General features: G+C 71.8%; 15 protein-coding genes and 1 pseudogene. 11 read left to right on the top strand and 5 right to left on the bottom strand.

The features are described from left to right. Positions 1-26: 26 nt before the first annotated feature. The 3 genes and pseudogenes from QE392_RS10245 to QE392_RS10235 form a co-directional block, all read right to left on the bottom strand. The gene (locus tag QE392_RS10245; RefSeq protein ID WP_307451306.1) at positions 27-1,844 is read right to left on the bottom strand and encodes a thioredoxin domain-containing protein; all 1,818 of its coding nucleotides are present in this window, start codon (positions 1,842-1,844) and stop codon (positions 27-29) included. A gap of 16 nt (positions 1,845-1,860) precedes the next feature. After that, positions 1,861-2,698: pseudogene (locus QE392_RS10240) on the bottom strand (aldo/keto reductase). Continuing rightward, positions 2,695-4,236, bottom strand: a complete 1,542-nt coding sequence (locus QE392_RS10235; RefSeq protein WP_307451303.1) for an aminotransferase class I/II-fold pyridoxal phosphate-dependent enzyme — start codon at positions 4,234-4,236, stop codon at positions 2,695-2,697. Before QE392_RS10235 ends, QE392_RS10240 begins: the two are co-directional and overlap by 4 nt. Positions 4,237-4,340: 104 nt before the next feature. Between QE392_RS10235 and QE392_RS10230 the strand changes: the two genes are divergently transcribed. The 10 genes from QE392_RS10230 to QE392_RS10185 all read left to right on the top strand — a co-directional run bounded on the left by QE392_RS10230 (position 4,341) and on the right by QE392_RS10185 (position 15,175). Then, positions 4,341-5,189 (top strand): nitrilase-related carbon-nitrogen hydrolase, encoded by an 849-nt coding sequence (locus tag QE392_RS10230; protein WP_307451301.1) that lies wholly within the window; start codon positions 4,341-4,343, stop codon positions 5,187-5,189. A 1-nt stretch (position 5,190) separates the two neighbouring features. Next, positions 5,191-6,627: a dihydropyrimidinase gene (gene hydA, locus QE392_RS10225; protein ID WP_307451298.1), complete on the top strand. Its 1,437-nt coding sequence runs from the start codon at positions 5,191-5,193 to the stop codon at positions 6,625-6,627. Positions 6,628-6,637: 10 nt separating this feature from the next. Then, positions 6,638-7,666: a TIGR03842 family LLM class F420-dependent oxidoreductase gene (locus tag QE392_RS10220; RefSeq protein ID WP_307451295.1), complete on the top strand. Its 1,029-nt coding sequence runs from the start codon at positions 6,638-6,640 to the stop codon at positions 7,664-7,666. A gap of 60 nt (positions 7,667-7,726) precedes the next feature. After that, positions 7,727-8,638: an ABC transporter permease gene (locus tag QE392_RS10215; protein WP_307451293.1), complete on the top strand. Its 912-nt coding sequence runs from the start codon at positions 7,727-7,729 to the stop codon at positions 8,636-8,638. Further along, positions 8,635-9,435, top strand: a complete 801-nt coding sequence (locus QE392_RS10210; RefSeq protein WP_307451291.1) for an ABC transporter ATP-binding protein — start codon at positions 8,635-8,637, stop codon at positions 9,433-9,435. Before QE392_RS10215 ends, QE392_RS10210 begins: the two co-directional genes overlap by 4 nt. After that, on the top strand, positions 9,432-9,629 hold the full coding sequence (locus tag QE392_RS10205) for a hypothetical protein (protein ID WP_307451289.1): 198 nt from the start codon (positions 9,432-9,434) through the stop codon (positions 9,627-9,629). Before QE392_RS10210 ends, QE392_RS10205 begins: the two co-directional genes overlap by 4 nt. Further along, positions 9,626-10,402, top strand: a complete 777-nt coding sequence (locus tag QE392_RS10200) for an ABC transporter permease (RefSeq protein ID WP_307451287.1) — start codon at positions 9,626-9,628, stop codon at positions 10,400-10,402. Before QE392_RS10205 ends, QE392_RS10200 begins: the two co-directional genes overlap by 4 nt. Before the next feature lie 56 nt (positions 10,403-10,458). Next, the gene (locus tag QE392_RS10195) at positions 10,459-11,631 is read left to right on the top strand and encodes an ABC transporter substrate-binding protein (RefSeq protein WP_307451285.1); all 1,173 of its coding nucleotides are present in this window, start codon (positions 10,459-10,461) and stop codon (positions 11,629-11,631) included. A gap of 150 nt (positions 11,632-11,781) precedes the next feature. Further along, positions 11,782-13,035: an LCP family protein gene (locus QE392_RS10190; RefSeq protein WP_307451283.1), complete on the top strand. Its 1,254-nt coding sequence runs from the start codon at positions 11,782-11,784 to the stop codon at positions 13,033-13,035. A gap of 970 nt (positions 13,036-14,005) precedes the next feature. Then, entirely contained in the window at positions 14,006-15,175 is a 1,170-nt protein-coding gene (locus tag QE392_RS10185; protein WP_307451281.1) for a glycoside hydrolase family 3 N-terminal domain-containing protein, read from the top strand. Between the two features lie 265 nt (positions 15,176-15,440). Here QE392_RS10185 and QE392_RS10180 read toward each other — a convergent pair whose 3' ends face one another. Together QE392_RS10180 and QE392_RS10175 are read right to left on the bottom strand one after the other, a co-directional pair. Then, positions 15,441-16,400: a hypothetical protein gene (locus QE392_RS10180; protein ID WP_307451279.1), complete on the bottom strand. Its 960-nt coding sequence runs from the start codon at positions 16,398-16,400 to the stop codon at positions 15,441-15,443. Then, entirely contained in the window at positions 16,366-16,959 is a 594-nt protein-coding gene (locus QE392_RS10175; RefSeq protein WP_307451276.1) for an RNA polymerase sigma factor, read from the bottom strand. The genes QE392_RS10180 and QE392_RS10175 overlap by 35 nt, the downstream gene beginning before the upstream one ends. A gap of 699 nt (positions 16,960-17,658) precedes the next feature. Here QE392_RS10175 and QE392_RS10170 point away from each other — a divergent pair. Continuing rightward, the gene (locus QE392_RS10170) at positions 17,659-22,002 is read left to right on the top strand and encodes a DUF3418 domain-containing protein (RefSeq protein ID WP_307451274.1); all 4,344 of its coding nucleotides are present in this window, start codon (positions 17,659-17,661) and stop codon (positions 22,000-22,002) included. Positions 22,003-22,160 lie beyond the last annotated feature (158 nt).

Raw genomic sequence — 22,160 nt, 5'->3', positions numbered from 1 at the left:
CGCGCGTGCCGAAGGACGGCGAGGGGTCAGACCAGCGCGGCAGGGTCCGATGTCGGCAGCGCGCACGTGAACGCCCGGCAGTCGTAGGCCGTGGCCTCGCCGCCGAGGGCGGCCTTGCCCTCGAACAGCTCGAACCCCGCGCCGGCGAAGGCGAGCGCCTGGGCGGGTGACACGACCGCGACCACGTCGGCGGCGACCCGACGTGCGGCGTCGGCGATCTCGGCATCCGCTTCTCCGACGACCACCACCTGGCGGGGGGCGGATGCCAGGCCGAGCGCGACCTCGAGGATCGCCCCGTGCGCCAGCGGCGTCGCGAGCGCCGCGTCGGCCGCCGCTCGCACCAGCGCCTCCGCGGCGGAGCGGTACCTCTCCCCCGCCCCGAGGCGCCACAGGTCGAGTGCCGCCGCGGCGAAGACCGACGGCCCGGAGGGCGACGCGCCGTCGCTGGGCACACCGTGCGGCTGCATGCCCTGCGCGACGAGCACCGGGTCGCCGCCGCCGGGAGGATGGATGCCGTCGTCCCCGAGGCAGAGATCCACCAGTGCCCGCGCCCGCTCGGCGTAGGCGACTTCGCCGGTCGCGCGCGCGAGGGCGAGCAGGCCCCGGGCGAGTCCGCCGTAGTCCTCGAGCGTCGCGGGAGCGGCGGAGCGGATCTCGTCGAGAGAGGCGCGGCGAAGGGTGCCGTCGTCGGCGACGTTGCTCTCGAGCACGGCATCCGCCGCCCATTGCGCCGCTTCGACGAAGCGCGGGTCGGTGCGGGTGCCGGCGGCCGCGAGCGCGGCGATCGCGTGGCCGTTCCAGCCGGTGACGACCTTGGCATCCAGAGCCGGGGGCTGGAGACCCGACCGGTCGGTCGCCCGGTAGTAGCCGCCCTCGGAGCGCTGCCCGTCGATGATCGACTCGGAATCCTGCGCGGCGGCGATGCCGCCGCTGGGCAGCTGCAGCACGTCGACGAGGAAGCGCGCGGCGTCGGTCGCGGTGGCCTCGTCGCCTGCGGCGAGCGCGACCTCGACCAGGCCGGCGTTGTCGGTGAGCATGCGCTCGTAGTGCGGCACGCTCCAGTCGCGGCGGGTGGCGTAGCGGAAGAAGCCGCCCTCGACCTCGTCGTGCAGGTCGGATCCGACCATGGCCGCCAGAGCACGGGATGCCACGTCGGCGGCATCCGGAGCGCCCGCCGCCAGCGCAGGGTGCTGCAGGAAGCGCAGCGCCGGAGTGTTCGGGAACTTCGGCGTCTCGAACGCGGGGCCTGCCGCGAACCCGAAGTACTCGCGGTCCTCACGTGCGGCGACGGTGCGCGCAGCAGCGGCGAGCTGATCCAGCGACGGCGGCGCGTCGGTCGGAGCCGTCGCCGCGGCGGCGAGGGCGTCGCGGAGCGAGGAGCCCGTGGCATCCACTTCTCCGCGCCGCTCGGTCCACGCCTCGCGCACGGCGGCGAGCACCTGGCGGAACGACGGCTGCGGCGGGCGCGGGGTGGGCGGGAAGTACGTGCCCGCGTAGAAGACGCGGCCCTCGGGGCTCGCGAAGACGGTGAGCGGCCAGCCGAGGTGGGGGGTGAAGGCGGAGGCGGCGTCGAGGTAGGCGGCATCCACGTCGGGGTGCTCTTCGCGGTCGACCTTGATCGAGACGAAACCCTCGTTCAGCACGGCGGCGGTCTCGGCGTCTTGGAACGACTCGCGCGCCATGACGTGGCACCAGTGGCAGGTGCTGTAGCCGATCGAGACCATCACGGGAACGTCTCTCTCGGCCGCGAGCGCGAACGCCTCGGCCCCCCAGGGGAACCACGCGACGGGATTGTCGGCGTGGGCCCGCAGGTAGGGGCTCGAGGCGTTCGCGAGGCGGTTCATGCCCGGGTGCGCGCGGTCAGTTGAGGTCGTCGGGGTGCGTGCCCACGCGGCCCGAGCCGTCGCCCGGGTCGATGGCGTCGATGGCGGCCATCTCGTCGGCGGTGAGCTCGAAGTCGAACAGGTCGAAGTTCTCTTCGAGGCGCTCGCGGCGCACCGACTTGGGGAACACGATGAAGCCGTGCTGGATGTGCCAGCGCAGCACCGCCTGCGCAGGGCTCTTGCCGTGCGCCTCGGCGGCGGCCTTCACCGCGGGAAGCTCGAACAGGTCGTACTTGCCCTGGCCGAGCGGACCCCACGACTCGATGTGCATATCGTGCTCGTGACCCCACGCGGCGATCTCGCGCTGGCTGAGGGCCGGGTGCAGCTCGATCTGGTTGACCACGGGGGTCACGCCCGTCTCGGCGACGATGCGCTCGAGGTGCGGCACGAGGAAGTTCGAGACGCCGATCGAGCGGGTCTTGCCGGCCCTCGCGGATCTCGATGAGCTTCTGCCACGCGTTGACGTAGTTGTCGTTCTTCGGCGTGGGCCAGTGGATGAGGTACAGGTCGACGGCGTCGAGCTGGAGCTTCCGGAGGCTCTCGTCGATCGCGGCGTGCGGGTCGTCGCCGTCGTGGCGATCGTTCCAGAGCTTGGTGGTGACGAAGAGCTCGTCGCGCGGGATCCCGCTGGCGGCGATGGCGCGGCCGACGCCCTCTTCGTTCTTGTAGATCGCCGCGGTGTCGATGTGGCGGTAGCCGACCTCGAGGGCCTCGGACACGGCGCGCTCGGCGTCGTCGGCGGGCACGAGGAACACGCCGTAACCGAGCTGGGGGATGGAGTTTCCGTCGTTGAGCTGAACAGAAGGAACGGTCATGGTCCGAGCCTAGGCGAATCGATTCGGACCGCTTTCGGGGTTGACGCGCGGCCCTCCGACAGCGGTGGGGCCGACGCCGCCCGCGCGAGGGCCTCCGCCACCAGACGCACGTTCTCGGAGACCGGGCCGGCGGTCACGCGGACCCAGGCCTGCGATGACGAGGCACCGTCTCGCTCGCTCTCGGCGGGCGTTAGGGCGCCACCGGTGTGCACACGTTCGCTGGGCCGTGTCCCGGGCATCGCGGCATCCGGAGGCGCATCGATGACGAACGGCTCCCCGGCCGCGACGGCGATGCCCTCGGCGGCCAGGTGCACGATCGCCGCCCGTTCGTCGCGCACCGGCAGCCACAGGTTGATGCCGTCGGGCGCGCCGACGTCCACGCCGAGGCGCCGGAGGGCCGCAGCCAACCGGTCGAGCCGGTCGCGGTAGATCAACCGCGCGGTGCTCACCGCGGCGATCGAGCGCGGATCGGTGAGCAGCTCGCGAAGGACGGTCTGCAGCAGCCGGGAGGTCCACCCCGGCCCGAGCATGCGACGGCGGACGATGCGCTCCACGATGTCGGCCGGTCCTCCGAGTGCCGCGATGCGCAGGTCCGGTCCGTGCGATTTCGAGAAGCCGCGGACGTGCACCACCTGACCCGGGATCCAGCGCGCGAGGGACACCGCCGGCGCCGTCGCGATGAGCGCGGAGTGGTCGTCCTCGATCACGGTCACGCGACGGCCGCCGGGCACCGTGACGAGCACGTTCGCCAGCCGCCGGGCACGCTCCACCGACATCGACGTCCCGGTCGGATTCTGCGCGCGGGGCTGCAGGATGACGGTCGAGGGGCGCTGGGCGAGGGCACGCGCGAGCGATGCGGGGAGGATGCCGTCGGCGTCGCTCTCGAGGGCGAGCGAGATGCCGCCGGCAGCATCGACGAGGTCGAAGATGTAGGGGAAGCCCGGCGACTCCACCGCCACCCGATCACCGAAGCGCACCACCTGGTCGACGGTTCGGGAGATGCCGTCGAACGCTCCGTCGACCACGGTGAGCGCCTCGACGCCGCTCACCGGCCACTGCTCGCGGAGCACGTCGGAGAGCTCGGGCAGCACCGGCAGGTCGTGGTACCGGCCGGTGTCGGCGCGGGGCCGCGCACGGGACAGAGCGCGCTCGAGGGACGGCAGCAACGACGGGTCGGGAGTCCCCAGCGACAGGTCGAGCCGCGCGGAGCCCGCGACCCGGCCGCCGAGGCCACGCGGCGGCGCCGGCGCGCGGGACACGTCGGTCGAGGCGAGGCCGCGAACGCGCGGGCTGAGCCACTCCCGCCGCTCCGCCCGCACGAAGGTGCCGGCACGTCCCCGCGACACGATCACGCCGGCATCGGCGAGCGCTCGCCAGGCCGTCGCCACCGTGCCGGTCGACACGCCCAGGGCCGCCGCGACCGCGCGCACCGTCGGTAGCCGTTCGGCGGGTGGGAGCGTACCTTCGCTGACAAGACGCGCAATCTCGGCCGCGATACCCGCGGAGGTGCGCTCGACGAGGACGTCGGGCGAGAGCATCGGCCTCCAATTAACGGTGGTGTCACTCGTGGAAATCGTCGGGAAATGTTCAGGCGCGACAGTAACAGAACACGGCAGGGGCCGTGAGATCGGGGGAAACACGCATGACGACCGTGCGCGCAGCCATCACGCAGACCACGTGGACCGGCGACAAGGAGTCGATGCTCGACAAGCACGAGCAGTTCGCCCGCGACGCCGCCGCGGCGGGCGCTCAGGTGGTGTGCTTTCAGGAGCTGTTCTACGGCCCCTACTTCGGCATCACCCAGGACCAGAAGTACTACCGCTACGCCGAGCCCGTCGACGGCCCCATCGTGCAGCGCTTCGCCGCCCTCGCCAAGGAGCTGGGGGTGGTGAGCGTCCTGCCCATCTACGAGGAGGCGCTGACCGGCGTCTACTACAACACCTCCGTGCTCGTCGATGCCGACGGGACCGTGCTCGGCAGCTACCGCAAGAACCATATCCCGCACCTCGACAAGTTCTGGGAGAAGTTCTACTTCCGCCCGGGCAACCTCGGCTACCCCGTCTTCGACACCGCCGTCGGCAAGGTCGGCATGTACATCTGCTACGACCGGCACTTCCCCGAGGGGTGGCGCGAGCTGGGGCTGAACGGCGCGCACATGGTCTTCAACCCCAACGCCACCAAGCCCGGCCTCTCGAACCGCCTGTGGGAGGTCGAGGGCCCGTGCGCCGCAGTCGCCAACGGCTACTTCGTGCTGCAGCCCAACCGCGTCGGCCGCGAAGACAACGAGTATGGCGAGGATGCCGTGACCTTCTACGGCACGAGCCAGGTCATCGACCCGCGCGGCAACCACGTCGGCGCCGTCGGCTCCTCGGAGCACGAAGAGGTGCTCATCCGCGACCTCGACATGGACCTCGTGCAGCAGATGCGCGACGACTGGCAGTTCTACCGCGACCGCCGACCCGACACCTACGGCGAGATCGTGGAGGCCTGAGATGGCGACCACCCTGCTCACCGGCGGGACGGTCGTCTCGGCGACCGGTCGCTCCGCCGCCGACGTGCTGCTCGACGGCGAGACGATCGCCGCCGTGCTCGCGCCGGGCTCGACGCTGCTGGGCCACGACCTCGCGGCATCCGTCGACACCGTCATCGACGCCACCGGCAAGTACGTCATCCCGGGCGGGATCGACGCGCACACGCACATGCAGCTGCCCTTCGGCGGCACGAGCGCCTCCGACACGTTCGAGACCGGCACCCGCGCCGCGGCGTGGGGCGGCACGACGACCATCGTCGACTTCGCGGTGCAGCGCGCCGGCGAGCGCGTGCAGGACGGCCTGGCCCACTGGCACGAACTCGCCGCCGGCAACTGCGCGATCGACTACGGCTTCCATCAGATCGTCGGAGGGGTGGATGCCGGCTCCCTCGCGGCCCTGCCCGGCTTGATCGACGAGGGCATCTCGAGCTTCAAGATGTTCATGGCGTACCCGGGCGTCTTCTACGCCGACGACGCGCAGATCCTCCGCGCGATGCAGGTCGCCGCCGACACGGGGCTGCTCACGATGATGCACGCCGAGAACGGCCCCGTCATCGACGTGCTCGCCGAGCAGCTCATCGAGAAGGGCAAGACCTCGCCGTACTTCCACGGCGTCGCGCGCGCCTGGCAGATGGAAGAAGAGGCCACGCACCGCGCGATCATGCTGTCGCACCTGACCGGCGCGCCGCTGTACGTCGTGCACGTGAGCGCGAAGCAGGCCGTCGAGCAGCTCGCCTGGGCGCGCGACAACGGCCAGAACGTCTTCGGCGAGACCTGCCCGCAGTACCTCTACCTCTCCCTCGAAGACCAGCTCGGCGCATCGAGCGAGGAGTGGGGCGACTTCGAGGGCGCGAAGTGGGTGTGCTCCACCCCGCTGCGCTCGAAGCACGAGGGCCACCAGCACCACATGTGGCAGGCGCTGCGCACGAACGACATCCAGATGGTGTCGACCGACCACTGCCCGTTCTGCATGAAGGACCAGAAGACGCTCGGCCAGGGCGACTTCCGCGCGATCCCCAACGGCATCGGCTCGGTCGAGCACCGGATGGACCTCATGTACCAGGGCGTCGTCACCGGGCAGATCACGCTCGAGCGCTGGGTGGAACTGACCAGCACGACGCCGGCGCGCATGTTCGGCATGTACGGCAAGAAGGGCGTCATCGCCCCCGGCGCCGACGCCGACATCGTCGTCTACGACCCGGCCGGGCATACCTCGATCGGCGTGGGCAAGACGCACCACATGAACATGGACCACTCCGCGTGGGAGGGCTACGAGATCGACGGGCACGTCGACACCGTCATCTCGCGCGGCAAGGTCGTCGTCGACGACGGCTCGTACATCGGCACCAAGGGCGACGGTCGCTTCGTCAAGCGCGGCCTCAGCCAGTACCTGATCTGAGAGGAACGACATGGACTTCGGCGTCGTCCTGCAGACCAACCCGCCCGCCGCGCGCACCGTCCAGCTGTCGCAGCTGGCCGAGGCGCACGGATTCAGTCACGTGTGGACCTTCGACTCGCACCTGCTGTGGCAGGAGCCCTACGTCATCCACTCGGCGATCCTCGCCGCCACCCGCCGGGTGACGGTCGGACCGTTCGTGACGAACCCCGCGACCCGCGACTGGACGGTCACGGCATCCACCTTCGCCACCCTCAACGAGATGTACGGCAACCGCACCATCTGCGGCATCGGCCGGGGCGACTCGGCCGTGCGCGTGACGAACGGCCGGCCCACGACGCTCAAGGCCCTGCGGGAGTCGATCCACGTCATCCGCGAGCTCGGCAACTCCCGCCCGGTGGAGTACAACGGGGCGACCCTGCAATTCCCGTGGAGCCGCGGGTCGGAGCTCGACGTGTGGGTCGCCGCCTACGGCCCCCTCGCGCTCAAGCTCACCGGTGAGGTGGGCGACGGCTTCATCCTGCAGCTGGCCGACCTGGACATCGCCGAGTGGATGATCGCCACGGTCCGCAAGGCCGCGGAAGACGTGGGACGCGACCCCGACGAGATCGCCTTCTGCGTCGCGGCTCCCATGTACATCGGCGACGATACCCCCGAGTCCCGCGCGCACATGATCGAGCAGTGCCGGTGGTTCGGCGGGATGGTGGGCAATCACGTGGCCGACATCGTGTCGAAGTACGGCACGGGCTCCGACGTCCCGCCCGCTCTCACCGACTACATCGCGGGACGAACCGGATACGACTACAACTCGCACGGCAAGAGCAGCAACGACCACGTCGACTTCGTGCCCGACGAGATCGTCGAGCGCTTCTGCGTGCTCGGCACGGCCGAGGAGCACATCGCCAAGCTCGAGAAGCTGCGGGCGCTCGGCGTCACGCAGTTCGCCGGGTATCTGCAGCACGACAACAAGGAGGAGACGATGCGGGTCTACGGCGAGACCGTGATCCCCGCTCTCACTCCCCCGGTGACGGCCAAGCGGTGACCGACCAGCTGCTGGCGCCCGGGGCCACGACCGAGGTCGTCGCCGAAGAGCGGATGCCGCGTGGCATCCGTTCCTCCCGGGGGCGCGCCGCGGCGACCCGCGTCGGCTGGGGTGTGGCCGGCGTCGCGGTGGTCGTCGCGCTCTGGGGAGCTCTACAAGCTGCTGGGTCCCGCCGACGGCCTGACCGTCGGCTCCGACGGGTCGGCGGGCTCGGGCGTCATCCTGCTCCCCCGCACCAACGACCGCGCCATGCCGCACGTGTGGGAGATGGTGACCCGCATGTTCGCCCCCACCAGCGGCGGAGACACGCCCCCGCTGATCGTGTCGGTCGCGGGAGCGGCCGGGATGACGCTGGGGCTTGCCGCGCTCGGCTGGCTCATCGGCGTGGTGGTCGGGTCGCTGCTGGGCATCGCGATGCAGCGCTGGCGTCTGGTCGAGGCGGGACTGCTGCCCTGGATCGTCGTCAGCCAGATCGTGCCGCTCATCGCCTTCGCGCCGGTGGTCAACGCCATCGGCACGCAGGTGGACCGCTCGGGCTTCCCGTGGCCGCCGTGGTTCTCGGTCGCGCTGATCGCGTCGTACCTGGCGTTCTTCCCCGTCGCCATCGGCATGCTGCGGGGGCTCTCGGCGCCGGATGCGATGCACCTCGACCTCATGCGCGCCACCTCGGCCGGGTGGTGGCAGACGCTCGTGCGCCTGCGCCTTCCGGCCGCCGTGCCGCACCTGCTGCCCGCCCTGCGCCTGGCCGCGGCCTCCGCCGTGGTCGGCGCCGTCGTCGCCGAGGTCTCGATCGGCCTGCGCGGCGGCATCGGCCGCATGCTCATCCAGCTCGCCGGTCAAGCCTCGTCCGATCCGGCAGCCCCCTGGGCACCCACCTTCGGCACCGTCGTGATGGGACTCCTCGCCGCGGGCGGCGTGGCCCTCATCGGCGTCGCACTGCACCGTTTCCGTCGCGGGGAGGACACCGCATGACCACTCTGACCGACCTCGCCGTCCGGGCCTCCGGCATCGGCAAGGTGTTCCCGAGCGCGGGCGGCGAGGTGACCGCCCTCACCGGCGTCGAGCTCGAGGTGGCCGCGGGTGAGTTCGTCTCGCTCATCGGCCCGTCGGGCTGCGGCAAGTCGACACTGCTGCGACTCATCGCCGACCTCGACGCGCCCTCCGCCGGGGAGCTCACTCTGTACGGCAAGACCGCACGCCAGGCGCGGCTCGACCAGGACTACGGCATCGCCTTCCAGCAGGCGGCGCTGCTGCCGTGGCTGACCGTTGCGGCCAACATCGCCCTGCCGCTCGACCTGCACAAGTGGCCCAAGGCCCGCCGCGACGCGCGGGTGGCCGAGCTCGCCGAGCTCGTGGGGCTCACCGACTTCACCGGCCGCTACCCCGACCAGCTCTCCGGTGGCATGCAACAGCGCGTCGCGATCGCCCGCTCCCTCGCCGCGCAGCCCAAGCTGCTGCTGATGGACGAGCCGTTCGGCGCGCTGGATGAGATGACCCGCGAGCGCCTGCAGTCGGAGCTCGCCCGCATCGCCGCCGAGACCGGCGCCGCCGTGGTGTTCGTCACGCACTCGATCCCCGAGGCGGTGTTCCTCTCCGACCGGGTCGTGGTGATGAGCCCGCGGCCCGGACGCATCACCGACGTCATCGACACCCGTCCCGGACGCGCGCGCGACGAGGCGCTGCGCGAGTCGCCGGAGTTCTTCGCGCGGGTCACCGCCGTGCGCGAGGCGCTGCACGGCGCCCCCGTCCACCGGGCGAACGAGCGATGAGCGCGGTGCGGGATGCGGTGGCATCCGGAGCCGTGCCGTTCCTCGGGGCAGGGGATGCCGCGGCATTCGCGTTCGCGACCAGAACACCGGATGCCGTGACCCGGCGCGCCGTGGCATCCTCAGGCCGGAGCGGGACAGCGGATGCCGTGAGCCGGCGCGCCGTGGCATCCGTCACCGTCGGAGGTGCCCGGTGAACGCCGCGCGCCTCCCCGCCTGGGCGCGCCTGGCCGCTCCCGTCGTCGTCGGCCTCGCGGGCCTGCTCGCCTGGTACGCCTTCGTGGCCTCGGGCAGCGCCCCGCGCATGCTGCCCGACCCGTTCGCCGTGGCGACCGAGCTGGTCGAGCGCTTCCCGCTGGTGTGGGAGGCGGCGGGCATCACCGGGACCAACGCGCTCGTGGGTCTTCTCGCGGGCACCGTCATCGCGGTGCTGCTCGCCGCGCTGGCCGCGACCTGGCGCCCCGTCGATGGGATGACCGCGCCGCTCGTCGCCGCGCTGGCCGTGGTGCCGATCGTCGCCCTCACCCCGATCCTCAACACGATGTTCGGCGCGTCGAGCCAGTTCGGCCGTCAGGCGGTGGCCGGGATCGCGGCGTTCGTCCCCGTGTTCGTCAATACCCTCCGCGGGCTCCGGCAGACCCGCCCGGTGCAGCGCGACCTGTTCCGGGCCACGGCCGCCACGGGCGGACAGACGTTCTGGCGTCTGACGCTCCCCGTCGCGCTGCCGTACCTGCTCACGGGCGTGCGGGTCGCGGCATCCCTCGCCGTCATCTCCGCCCTCGTCGCCGAGTACTTCGGGGGCCCTGCCGACGGCATCGGCACCGCGATCGCCACGTATGCCAAGTCGGGCCGCGCGGCCCTCGCCTGGGCGTTCGTGGGCGGAGGCATCGCGATCGGCCTGATCTTCTTCGTCGTCACCGCCCTGCTCGAACGACTCGTCGCGCGCCGCCTCGGCGCCCTGCGCCCCTAGACCCTCACCGCCTGCTCCACCCGACACCTGCTCCACCCGAACCGGAAGGACCACCCATGAGACACAGCACCCGTCGCACCCTCGGTGCGATCGCGGGAGTCGCGATCGCTGCCCTCGCCCTCTCCGCCTGCTCGGGCGGCGGCTCCGACACCGCGCCATCCGACGAGGACTTCACTCCCCTCACCTCCGTGAAGCTGCAGCTGCAGTGGCTGCCGCAGGCGCAGTTCGCCGGCTACTACGTCGCCCTCGACCAGGGCTACTTCCAGGAGGAGGGCTTCGACGACGTCGAGGTGCTGCCCTCGGGCGGCGACATCGTGCCGCAGGACGCGCTCGTCGCCGGCGACGTCGACTTCGCCGTGGCATGGGTGCCCAAGGTGCTCGGCACGCTCGAGAACCAGGGCGTCGAGCTCACCGACATCGCCCAGGTGTTCCAGAAGTCGGGCACGACCCAGGTGTCATGGAAGGACTCGAACATCACCAGCGTCGACGACTTCGAGGGCAAGCGCATCGGCTCGTGGGGCTTCGGCAACGAGTGGGAGATCTTCGCCGCGATGGCCGACCAGGGCCTCGACGCCTCGACCGTGCAGATCACCACGCAGGACTTCTCGATGAACGCCCTGCTCGACCGCGACGTGGATGCCGCGCAGGCGATGACGTATAACGAGCTCGCGCAGCTGTTCGAGACGGTCAACCCCGCCACGGGCCAGCTCTACACCGAGGCCGACGTCGACATCATCTCGTACGAGGACACCGCCGGCGCCATGCTGCAGGATGCCATCTGGGCCGACACGCAGCGCCTGGCCGACGACCCCGCGTACGCCGACGCCGCCAAGCGCTTCCTCAAGGCCGTCGTCAAGGGCTGGGTGTTCGCGCGCGACAACCCGACCGAGGCCGCCGAGATCACCTACGCCGCCGCGACCGCGCCCGGCGTCGACGCGTTCCCCGTCGGCCCCACGCACCAGCTGTGGCAGATGAACGAAGTCAACAAGCTCATCTGGACCGGCGGCGAGTTCGGCATCATCGACTCCGCCGCGTGGGACAAGACCGTCGAGGGCGCCCTGAAGGCCGTGAACCAGGACGGCCTCAACCTCATCACCACCGAGCCCGCCGACTCGGCGTACTCGAACGACTACATCGAGGACGCGCTCAGCGAGCTGAAGGACGAGGGGATCACCGTCGACGGCGAGTACACGCCGATCGAGGTGACCCTCACCGAGGGCGGCAAGTAGGAGCACACCAGGTGGGGCGGTCGGGAGTCTCCCGGCCGCCCCACCGTCGTGGGGGGCGCTTCATGCCGTCGACCCGCTGCCGCACGAGGGGGACGCCGCCGCAGCCACGGCATCCGGCGTTTCTGCGGGTGCGCGTGGTTGACTGACCGGATGACGCAGCCCCCCACCCGTCACGCGCGACATGAGCCGGTGTCGCCCTGGAAACGTGGGGGCAAGCTCCTCGCCATCGCCCTGACGGTGGTGGTCGTGGCTGCCCTGGCGGTCGGCGGCTTCACCGCCTGGTCGCTGTCGCAGCGCCTGCAGGAGGCAGCCGTCCCCCTCAAGGACGCACCCGCCGAACCCCCCGCGCTCAGCGCGTACGGCGAGCCGTTCGACGTGCTCGTGGTGGGCACCGACGAGTGCGACGACGTCGTCGCCGCCGCCTTCGGGCCGCGCTGTTCCGATCCCGAGAACGACGGCACCCGTAATGACGTCAACATGCTCGTGCACGTGTCGAACGACCCGCGCCGCGTCACGGTCGTCTCGTTCCCGCGCGACCTGCAGGTCGACATCCCCGAGTGCACCGCCGAAGACGGCACGGTGAGCGGCGGAGATCGCACCTCGATCAATGCGGCGTACGAAGCGGGCGGGCTCACCTGCGTCGCGGACACCGTGTCGAACCTCAGCGGACAGAGCATCCCGTTCGCCGCGAAGGTCAGCTTCGGCAACGTCGTCAACATCACCGACGCCATCGGCGGCGTCGAGGTGTGCATCGGCGGCGACGGCATCGACGACCCCGACGCCGGCATCCAGTGGGAGGCGGGTCCGCGCGTCGTGAAGGGCTTCGACGCCCTCGCCTTCCTGCGCACGCGCAAGGGCATCGGCGACGGCAGCGACCTCGCCCGCATCGGCAACCAGCAGCAATACCTGTCGCGCCTGGTGAACAAGCTGCGCAGCGACGAGGTGCTGTCCAACCCCGGCACCCTCATCGGCCTGGCCAACACCGCGGTGAACAACATCGAGCCGAGCGAGAGCCTCGCCGACCCGGTGCGCATCGCCCAGCTCGCCTACACGCTCAAAGACGTGCCGTTCGACGACATCACGTTCGTGCAGTACCCGGTGCTCGACGACCCCTCCGACACGAACCACGTCATTCCCGACGAGTACTCGGCCGAGATCCTGTGGGAGGCGCTGAACAGCAACTCCCCCCTCGAAGTCACCGGCGACGCGGGCCGGGGCGTGGTCCCCGACCCGTCGGCACCCACCGCCGCCCCCGCGGAGCCCGCCCCCGCGGAAACCACCACCCCGGCCCCGGATGCCAGCGCCTCCCCCGCGGCGAGCCCGAGCCCGACCGTGGTCGAGTTGCCCGAGAACATCAACGGCAGCAAGGCCGACCAGGCGACCTGTTCCGCGGGCCTCGGCTAGGACGCGCCGGACGGCACGAGCCCGGCTCTTCGCGGCGGCCTTGCGCCCGCGGCGTGAGGACCCGAGGCGCCGCCGCGCGCCCGCGGTGTGCGGCCCCGGGGCGCCGCCGCGCCCGCGGCGTGAGGACCCGACGCCCGGGGCGCCGCCGCGCCCGCGGCGTGCGGCCCCGCCCTGCGCATAACTTCCGCGATGTGCACAACCTCCGCCGCCGATACACCGAACCGACGGAGTCTGCGCACATCACTGAATCTGCGACGGCCGCGCGCCCGCCGTGCGGGGCCTCCGCCGTGCGGAGCCTCCACTGTCCGGGGCCGCCGCCGCCGCGCGCATAACCTCCGCGATCTGCACAACCTCAGCCACCTATCCCCCGAACCGACGGAGTCTGCGCACATCACTGAATCTGCGACGGCCGCGCGCCCACCGTGCGGGCGCCTCTGCCGTGCGGAGCCTCCACTGTCCGGGGCCGCCGCCGTGCGCATAACCTCCGCGATGTGCACAACCTCCGCCGCCGATACACCGAACCGACGGAGTCTGCGCACATCACTCAATCTGCGACGGCCGCCCGCCCACCGTGCGGGGCCTCCGCCGTGCGCGCCCCCTCCACTGTCCGGGGCCGCCGCCGTGCGCGCCCCCTCCACTGTCCGGGGCCGCCGCCGCCGCGCGCATAACCTCCGCAATGTGCACAACCTCCGCCGCCTATCCCCCGAGCCGACGGAGTCTGCGCACATCACTGAATCTGCGACGGCCGCCCGCCCACCGTGCGGGGCCTCCGCCGTGTGCGCCCTCCACTGTCTGGAGCCGCCGCCGCCGCGCGCATAACCTCCGCAATGTGCACAACCTCCGCCGCCGATACACCGAACCGACGGAGTCTGCGCACATCACTGAGTCTGCGACGGTGTGAGGGACTCCGCGCCACCTGAAGTTCGTACAGGCTGTGCGCGAGCGTCGACGAATGCGCGACGATCGATGAGTGCCCTCCCTCGCCCGCGCCACGACTCTGCTGCTGCTCGCCGCCCTGACCCTCACGGGGTGCACACCGTCGCCGGCCGTGAGCCCCTCGGCATCCGCCTCCCCGTCGGTGTCGCCGACCCCGACGCCGACCCCCACGCCGACGCCGACGCCTGATCCGCTGGCGGGTATGAGCCTCGAGGACAAGGTCGGGCAGATGTTCATGGTCGGCACCTCGGTCGAAGGCGTCGACCCCACGACTCTGGCGGCCGTCGCCGACGATCATGTCGGGGGCGTCTTCCTGCACGGCAGATCGGATGCCGGAGCCGAGGCGACCGCCGGGCTCGTCGGCCAGTTCACCGGCGCTGTCGCCCCGGGCCGACCGGAGCTGTGGGTGGCGACCGACCAGGAGGGTGGCACCGTGCAGGTACTGTCGGGGCCGGGGTTCGACGCCATCCCGTCGGCTGTGGAGCAGGGGCAGCGGGCCGACGGCGACCTGCGCGCGAGCGCCGCCGCGTGGGGACGGCAGCTGGCGCAGGCCGGCGTGAACATGAACCTCGCGCCCGTGGCCGACGTCGTGACGAGCCCCGACACCGCGCAGAGCAACCCGCCCATCGGTCAGCTCGCCCGCGAGTACGGCTACGACGGTGCGACCGTGGCCGCGAAAGCCGGTGCCTTCGCTGCGGGGATGCGCGACGGCGGGGTGCTGCCGACGTTGAAGCACTTCCCGGGCCTCGGGCACGTGGACGACAACACCGATTACTCGATGAGCGTGACCGACGATGTCGTCACGCCCGACGGCGCGGACGTGGGTGTGTACTCCGCCGTGCTCCCGCAGGGCCCGGCGATCGTGATGCTGTCCACGGCCATCTACACCCTGATCGACCCCCGCAGCCCCGCGGCGTTCTCCCCGGCCGTGGTGAGCGTGCTGCGCGACACGGTCGGCTTCGACGGGGTGGTCACGTGCGACGACCTCTCCGCCGCCGACCAGGTCGAGGGCTTCTCCCCCGGCGACCGCGCGACGCGGGCCGTCGAGGCGGGCATCGACCTGCTGCTCGTCTCGGCCGACCCGTCGGTCTATCCCGAGATGCGGGATGCCGTGCGCTCGCGCGCCCAGGCAGACCCGGCGTTCGCCGAAAAGGTGGATGCCGCGGTCACCCGCATCCTCGCCCAGAAGGCGTCCATGCCCTGACTCCCCCTCCTCCCGCGTTGACTTGCGCCGAATGCACGCTTCATCACGGGTCACGCGTACATTCGGCGCGAGTCAACGGGGAGATGCGGGCGCGCCGGGCGCGGGCGCTCGGAAGCGGGCGCGTCAGGCACGGCGCTCGGGAGCGGGCGCGCCGGGAGGCGGGGCAGCGAGGCGGGGCCGCTCGATCACTCGCCGGGCAGCGGGATCGGGAGGGATTCGGTCGGCGGAAGGGTGAGCGCGTCCGGCGTCACCGCGGGCCACTCGATCACGGAGCCTCGTCGACGACGGTGGTGGTGATCGCCGTCAGCTCGGTGACTGCGTCGGGTGTGGACCAGCCGAAGGCCTGTGCGCCCACGACCGTGCGTTCTCCGATGACGAGTCCGGTGGCGGGGTCGATGATGATCTCCTGCCGCTCCCCCAATCGCATCGGCTCGACGCGGCCGATCGCGACGCCGGAAACCCCGTCGAGGTTCTGCACGCCGCCGGCCGACGTCACACCGGGTATGCGTGCGAGGGCATCCAGGAGCGCTGCACGCTGCGGTGCGGGAACGAGGCCCGAGCGCAGGATGTCGGTGATCCGCACGAAGTTGTCTTCCTCGCGCGAGGCCGAACCCCCCTGGTATTGGCTGTCGATCCACGCGTAGGCCTCGGCTCCGTCCAGAGGGATCGCCGCCACGTCGCCCTGCTGCCACGACCAGTCCGGGCCGTAGAAGAAGCCTCCCACCGCGCGGTTCGTCTCCATCGACGTCCCCGTGAGACCGGGGAGCTCGCCCCAGTCGCGCACCAGCACCCACTCGGCACCCGGGTCGACCGGCTTGTACACGTCGAGGAACTGGTCGTTCGGGACGCACTCGACGCCGTTCGTGCACGTGAGCCATCGAGCGTGGGTGATGGAGCGCAGATACTGTCCGGGCGCGATCGCGGCATCCGTCGTCGTCAGGGTAGCGGCTGCCGCCTGTCGCAGCACCTCGCTCGCCTGCGCCGACTGCACGCCGAGGTTGATGTTGCCGGCGATGAGGATGCCGGTGAGCGCCGTCGCGGTTCCGGCCGCGATCCAGGTCGCGCGCCGGATTGGCCGACGGCGGCGCCGCGCGGGAGCCAGATGCGCCGGCTGCGGCGGCTGGGCGATGCGGGCCATGAGCGCCGCGCGCCCGGCATCCAGCGTGTCCTGGCTCGGGATGAGCGTGTCGTCACGCGTGCTGCGGAGCAACGTCAGTTCGTCCATGATCCGTCTCCTGTTCGAGGGTGTCGGTGTCGGCGGCGCGACGGAGGACCCGCCGCGCGCGATTGAGTCGTGAGCGCACGGTGCCGATCGGCACGTCGGTCGCCGCGGCGATCGCCGCATAGTCGAGATGCCCCCACGCGTACAGCAGCAGGGTGTCGCGGTCGGCGTCCGACAGCTTCCGCAGGGCCGACGTCAGCCGCCGGGTCAGGCGCTCGGCATCCATCCGGGCGCCCGCTCTCTCGATGAGGTCGGGCGCCACCTGTGCCGCCATGTGGGCGGCCATGCCTTTCCACGCCACGGCTTCGAGCCGGGCGTGCTTGCGCATGAGACGCGTGGCGATGCCCAACAGCCACGGTCGGGCGTCGAGCACCTGCGGGTCGTAGGCGCCGCGCCGCTCGAACGCGACGAGGAACGTCTCGCTCATGACGTCGTCGGCCGCGTGATCACCCAGCCGCTGCGCGAGATAGCGATACACCGCCGAGGCGTGGCGGTCGTACAGCGTCGCGAAGACGGCCGGGTCGACATGCGACCGGACGATCAATTCGTTGTCTGTGCTCACACTCGTATTGCTCGACTCCCCCGTCCGAGTTCACGCATTCTCGCTCGATCCTCCCGCCGCGCCCCCGCCTGCGCACTCCCCGACGCACGCTCCCGCCGACTCGCCGCTCAGTGACCCGCCGCACATGCACGCCGCGGCGCGCCCTCGCCCCTCGCTGACTCGCGGCATCTGCACGCGACAGCCTGTGCCCGCGCCCCTCGCTGACTTGCGGCATATGCACGCCGCACCCCGCGCCCTTGCCCGCGCCCTCGCCCTCGCCCCTCGCTGACTCGCGGCATATGCACGCCACACCCCGCGCCCTTGCCCGCGCCCTCGCCCTCGCCCCTCGCTGACTCGCGGCATATGCACGCCACAGCCCACTCCCCGCGAACATTCGCCGCAAGTCACCGCCGGCGCACGGCGCGCACCGCGCCGCACCCCACCCGCGCCCCCGCCCCTCGCTGACTTGCGGCATATGCACGCCACAGCCCACTCCCCGCGAACATTCGCCGCAAGTCACCGCCAGCGCACAGCGCGCACCGCCCCGCACCCCACCCTCACCCTCGCCCCCGCCCCCGCCCCCGCTGACTTGCGGCATATGCACGCCACAACCCACTCCCCGCGAACATTCGCCGCAAGTCACCGCCGGACGCTCGAGCCGGACGCTCGCGTCTCTCGGGCCGGACGCGGAGCGGGCGCGGCGCGATAGGCTGGAAGGCTGTGTCTGCCGAACCCGTCATCGTCTACCCGCCCGAGCTGCCCGTCAGCGCCGCGCGGGACGAGATCGCGCGCGCCATCCGCGACCACCAGGTCGTGATCGTCGCCGGCGCGACCGGGTCGGGCAAGACGACGCAGCTGCCGAAGATCTGCCTCGAGCTCGGCCGCACCTCGATTGCCCACACGCAGCCGCGCCGCATCGCCGCACGCACGATCGCCGAGCGCATCGCCGACGAGATGCAGGTCCCGCTCGGGTCGACCGTCGGCTACAAGGTGCGCTTCACCGACAAGGTCTCCGCCGACACGCGCGTGGCGCTGGTGACCGACGGCATCCTGCTCAACGAGATCCACCGCGACCGGCTGCTGCGCCGCTACGACACGATCATCGTCGACGAGGCGCACGAGCGCTCGCTCAACATCGACTTCCTGCTCGGCTACCTCCGCCGCATCCTGCCGAAGCGGCCCGACCTCAAGGTCATCGTCACCTCGGCCACGATCGACCCCGAGAGCTTCGCGCGCCACTTCGCCGCGGCCCCCGCCCAGCCCGGCGGCGAGCCCGTGCCGGCGCCCGTGATCGAGGTGTCGGGGCGCACCTACCCGGTCGAGATCCGGTACCGGCCGCTCGACGGCGCGGACGACGCGGGCGGAACTCCAGAGAATCCGGATGCCGACAGTCCCGAGCCCGCGTCATCCCGCGGCCGTGCCGCTGGGGCGCCGCAGAAGGTCAGGAGTTCGGCACGGTCCGCCGTCAAGACCGGACGCGACGACGACGACGCCGACGAGGTCGGGGCCGTCGTCGCGGCCCTGCGCGAGCTCGACCGCGAGCCGGCGGGCGACGTGCTCGTGTTCTTCCCCGGCGAGGCGGAGATCCGGGATGCGGCGGATGCCATCCGCGGGGCGTATCAGAAGGACGCCGCTCCCACCGAGGTGCTGCCGCTGTACGGCCGCCTGTCCGCCGCGGAGCAGCACCGGGTGTTCGAGCGCTCCACCGTCGCGGGCGTTCGTCGCCGCGTCATCCTCGCCACCAACGTCGCCGAGACGAGTCTCACCGTCCCCGGCATCCGGTACGTCGTCGACACCGGCACCGCGCGCATCTCGCGCTACAGCAACCGGTCGAAGATCCAGCGTCTGCCGATCGAGGCCGTCTCGCAGGCCTCGGCACAGCAGCGGTCGGGCCGCGCGGGCCGCACGTCGCCGGGCGTCGCGATCCGGCTTTACTCCGAAGACGACTTCAGCCGTCGCCCGGAGTACACCGAGCCCGAGATTCTGCGCACGTCGCTGGCATCCGTCATCCTGCAGATGCTGTCGCTCGGGTTCGGCGACATCCAGGCGTTCCCCTTCCTCACTCCCCCGGACTCGCGGGGCGTCAAGGCCGCGTTCGACCTTCTCGTCGAGCTCGGCGCGGTGAAGCTGCCCGCCCCGGGTGCGCGCCCCCGCGACGACCGGCCCGACCGCGACCCGTCCCGCGGGCGCGGCGGACGAGACGGGCGCGGCGGACGCGACGACGACCGCGGCCCCCGCCTCACCGAGATCGGCCGCGAGATCGCGCGCCTGCCGATCGACCCGCGCTTCGCCCGCATGCTCATCGAAGCGAGGCGCACCGGCGTGCAGTCCGAGGTGCTCGCGATCGTGTCGGGCATGTCGATTCAAGACGTGCGCGAACGCCCGGAGGACCGCCGCGAGGAGGCAGACCGCTTCCACGCGCGCTTCACCGACCCGACCAGCGACTTCCTGTCGCTGCTGAACCTCTGGGACTACCTGCAGGAGAAGCAGGCCGAACTCGGCTCGAGCGCGTTCCGACGCCTGTGCCGCAGCGAACACCTCAACTACGTGCGCGTGCGCGAGTGGGTCGACGTGCACCGGCAGCTACGGTCGCTCGGGGCGGAGCGGGGCGAGGGCGACGGGCGCGGGGCCGGCGTGGCGCGCGGCGACGGCGGCGCCGCCCGCGGTGGAAGCGGGCGTGGCGGTCAAGGCGGGCGTGGCGGTGACGGCGGGCGTGGCGGCGGCGCGCGGAACCATGTCCCACTTTCGGCTGCCCCGGACCCCTCCACGCCGCACACATCGGGACACGGGTCGCACACATCGGGACACGGGTCGCACACATCGGGACACGGTTCGAAAGCCGCCGGGCAGACCGTCGCCCCTGAGGGACACGCGCAGGGCGACGCCATCCACCGCGCGATCCTCTCCGGATTGCTGTCGCACATCGGCATCCTGGATCCCCGCACGATCGCCCAGGCCAAAGACCGCAAGGCCCCGGGCGATGCCCGCCCCACCAAGGGCGAGTACATCGGCGCGCGCGGCGCGCGGTTCGCGATCTTCCCGGGCTCGGGGCTGAGGAAGAAGCGTCCCTCCGCCGTCATGGCGGCCGAGCTCGTCGAGACCTCGCGCCTGTTCGCCCGCACGGTCGCGGCCGTCGATCCGGCGTGGGCGGAAGAGCTCGCCCCCGATCTCGTGAAGCGCTCGCTGAGCGAGCCGCACTGGTCGAAGGATGCCGGCTCCGCCGCCGCCTACGAGAAGGTCACTCTCTTCGGGGTCGAGCTCGTCGCCCGCCGCCGCGTGCAGCTCGCGCGTTTCGACCGGCCGCTCGCCCGCGAGATGTTCGTGCGCCACGCGCTGGTCGAAGGCGAGTGGGACCCGTCGGTGCTCGACAAGCGCCTCACCGCATTCCTGCGCCGCAACGTCGAGCAGCGCCGCCTGCTCGAGAAGATCGAGGAGCGCGAGCGCCGCCGCGACATCCTCGTCGGCGACGAGGCGGTGTTCGCGTTCTACAACGCGCGCATCCCCGCCGATGTCACCGACGTGCGCTCGTTCGAGACCTGGTGGAAGGATGCCGTCACCCGCACGCCGCACCTGCTCGACCTGCGGGAGTCCGACCTCACCGGCGACCGGGCGCAGGGCGACGACCGCGCGTTCCCCGCGCGCTGGCGCCAGGGCGATCAGACCCTCAACCTCGCGTACCGCTTCGAACCGGGCGCACCCGATGACGGTGTCACGGTCGTGGTGCCGCTGCCGCTGCTCGCGCAGCTGCGGCCCGACGGCTTCGACTGGCAGGTGCCCGGCATGCGCGACGAACTCGTCACGGCGCTCCTGCGGGCGCTGCCCAAGACCATCCGCCGCAACGTCGTTCCCGCCGCGGATTGGGCCGAGAAATTCAGCGCCGAGCTCGCCGAGAAGGGCCCCGAGCACGCGAACGGCCTGCCGCGAACGACGCTCGTCGACGCCCTCGCCGCGCTCGTGCAGCGCGTCGCGAACCAGCGCGTCAGCGCCGCCGACTTCGAACTCGACCGGGTTCCCGCGCACCTGCTGCCGTCGTTCCGCGCCGTCGACGCGCGCGGCCGCGCCATCGGCAGCGACCGTGACCTCGGTGCCCTGCAGCGACGTCTCGCCGACCGGGCCCGCTCGAGTGTGGAAGCGACGGTCGCACGCCCCGCGGCCCGAACCGCCGCCCAGGTCGCCGAGGCCTCCCCCGCCTTCGCCTCGCGCACGAAGCTCACCACCTGGGACCTCGACGAGCTCACCGAGGTCGTCGACACCCCCGTCGCCGGCGGTGTCGTGCGCGGCTACCCGGCGCTCGTCGACGAGGGCGACAGCGTCGCGCTGCGCGTCGAGGCGACGCCCGAGGATGCCGCGCGGCACACCCGCGCCGGCATCCGGCGCCTGATGCTGCTCGCCGTCCCCTCCCCCGCCACGTACGTGCTCGACCACCTCACCGCGAACGAGAAGCTCGCGCTCGCGGCATCCCCGTACCAGAACGCGAAGGCCCTCATCGAGGACGCGCGCGTGGCTCTGGCCGACGACGTCCTCCTGCGCGAGGCGCCGGCGGGGGTCGTCCGCACGAGAGCCGAATTCGAGCGTGTGCGCGATGCGTTCTCGGCCGCGTCTGTCGAGCGCACGTTCCAGACGGTGTCGCTGGCGGCGAAAATCCTGCTCGCGCAGCGCGAGGTGGAGCGGGCGATGAAGGATGCCGCATCCATCACGCTGCTGGGAGCCCTCAACGACGTGCGCGGCCAGGTGAAGGGGCTTCTCTTCCCCGGCTTCCTTTCGCGCACCGGCCTGCAGCGCCTGCAGCACTATCCCCGCTACCTCGCGGGCGCGTTGGAGCGGGTGAAGACGCTGTCCGACAACCCCGGGCGCGACCGCCAGCGCATGACCGAATACGAGCGCGCCGCCGCCGGATTCGTGGATGCCGGGGGCTCGGTGCCCCTCCCCGCGGATGCGCCGGGGAATCTCGTGCAGACGCGGTGGCTGCTCGAGGAGCTGCGCGTGAGCCTGTTCGCCCAGCGCCTCGGCACCGCCGAACCGGTCTCCCCCCAGCGCATCGCAAAGGCCCTGAAGGGCGCGTGAGTCGCCAGGCGCTGCACGAATCCGACGCGTGACTCGCCAGGATTTGTCGCTTAAGGAGTCTGCGAAGCGACAGAACCTGGCGACTCACGCGAAGCGACGTGGCTGGACTCGACGGCCGGCCCCGCCGGCTTCGTCACCTGATGCCCCCCTCCCGCGCA

The sequence above is a fragment of the Microbacterium proteolyticum genome (assembly GCF_030818075.1).
Taxonomy (GTDB): domain Bacteria; phylum Actinomycetota; class Actinomycetes; order Actinomycetales; family Microbacteriaceae; genus Microbacterium; species Microbacterium proteolyticum_A.
Note: the sequence above shows the minus strand (reverse complement) of the source record. Positions and strands in the feature narration are given on the sequence as shown.

What these genes read in the sequence shown, in the direction of transcription:
- QE392_RS10245 (WP_307451306.1), bottom strand. Translation starts at nt 1,844, where the DNA reads ATGAACCGCCTCGCGAACGCCTCGAGCCCCTACCTGCGGGCCCACGCC.
- QE392_RS10235 (WP_307451303.1), bottom strand. Translation starts at nt 4,236, where the DNA reads ATGCTCTCGCCCGACGTCCTCGTCGAGCGCACCTCCGCGGGTATCGCG.
- QE392_RS10230 (WP_307451301.1), top strand. Translation starts at nt 4,341, where the DNA reads ATGACGACCGTGCGCGCAGCCATCACGCAGACCACGTGGACCGGCGAC.
- hydA (WP_307451298.1), top strand. Translation starts at nt 5,191, where the DNA reads ATGGCGACCACCCTGCTCACCGGCGGGACGGTCGTCTCGGCGACCGGT.
- QE392_RS10220 (WP_307451295.1), top strand. Translation starts at nt 6,638, where the DNA reads ATGGACTTCGGCGTCGTCCTGCAGACCAACCCGCCCGCCGCGCGCACC.
- QE392_RS10210 (WP_307451291.1), top strand. Translation starts at nt 8,635, where the DNA reads ATGACCACTCTGACCGACCTCGCCGTCCGGGCCTCCGGCATCGGCAAG.
- QE392_RS10205 (WP_307451289.1), top strand. Translation starts at nt 9,432, where the DNA reads ATGAGCGCGGTGCGGGATGCGGTGGCATCCGGAGCCGTGCCGTTCCTC.
- QE392_RS10195 (WP_307451285.1), top strand. Translation starts at nt 10,459, where the DNA reads ATGAGACACAGCACCCGTCGCACCCTCGGTGCGATCGCGGGAGTCGCG.
- QE392_RS10190 (WP_307451283.1), top strand. Translation starts at nt 11,782, where the DNA reads ATGACGCAGCCCCCCACCCGTCACGCGCGACATGAGCCGGTGTCGCCC.
- QE392_RS10180 (WP_307451279.1), bottom strand. Translation starts at nt 16,400, where the DNA reads ATGGACGAACTGACGTTGCTCCGCAGCACGCGTGACGACACGCTCATC.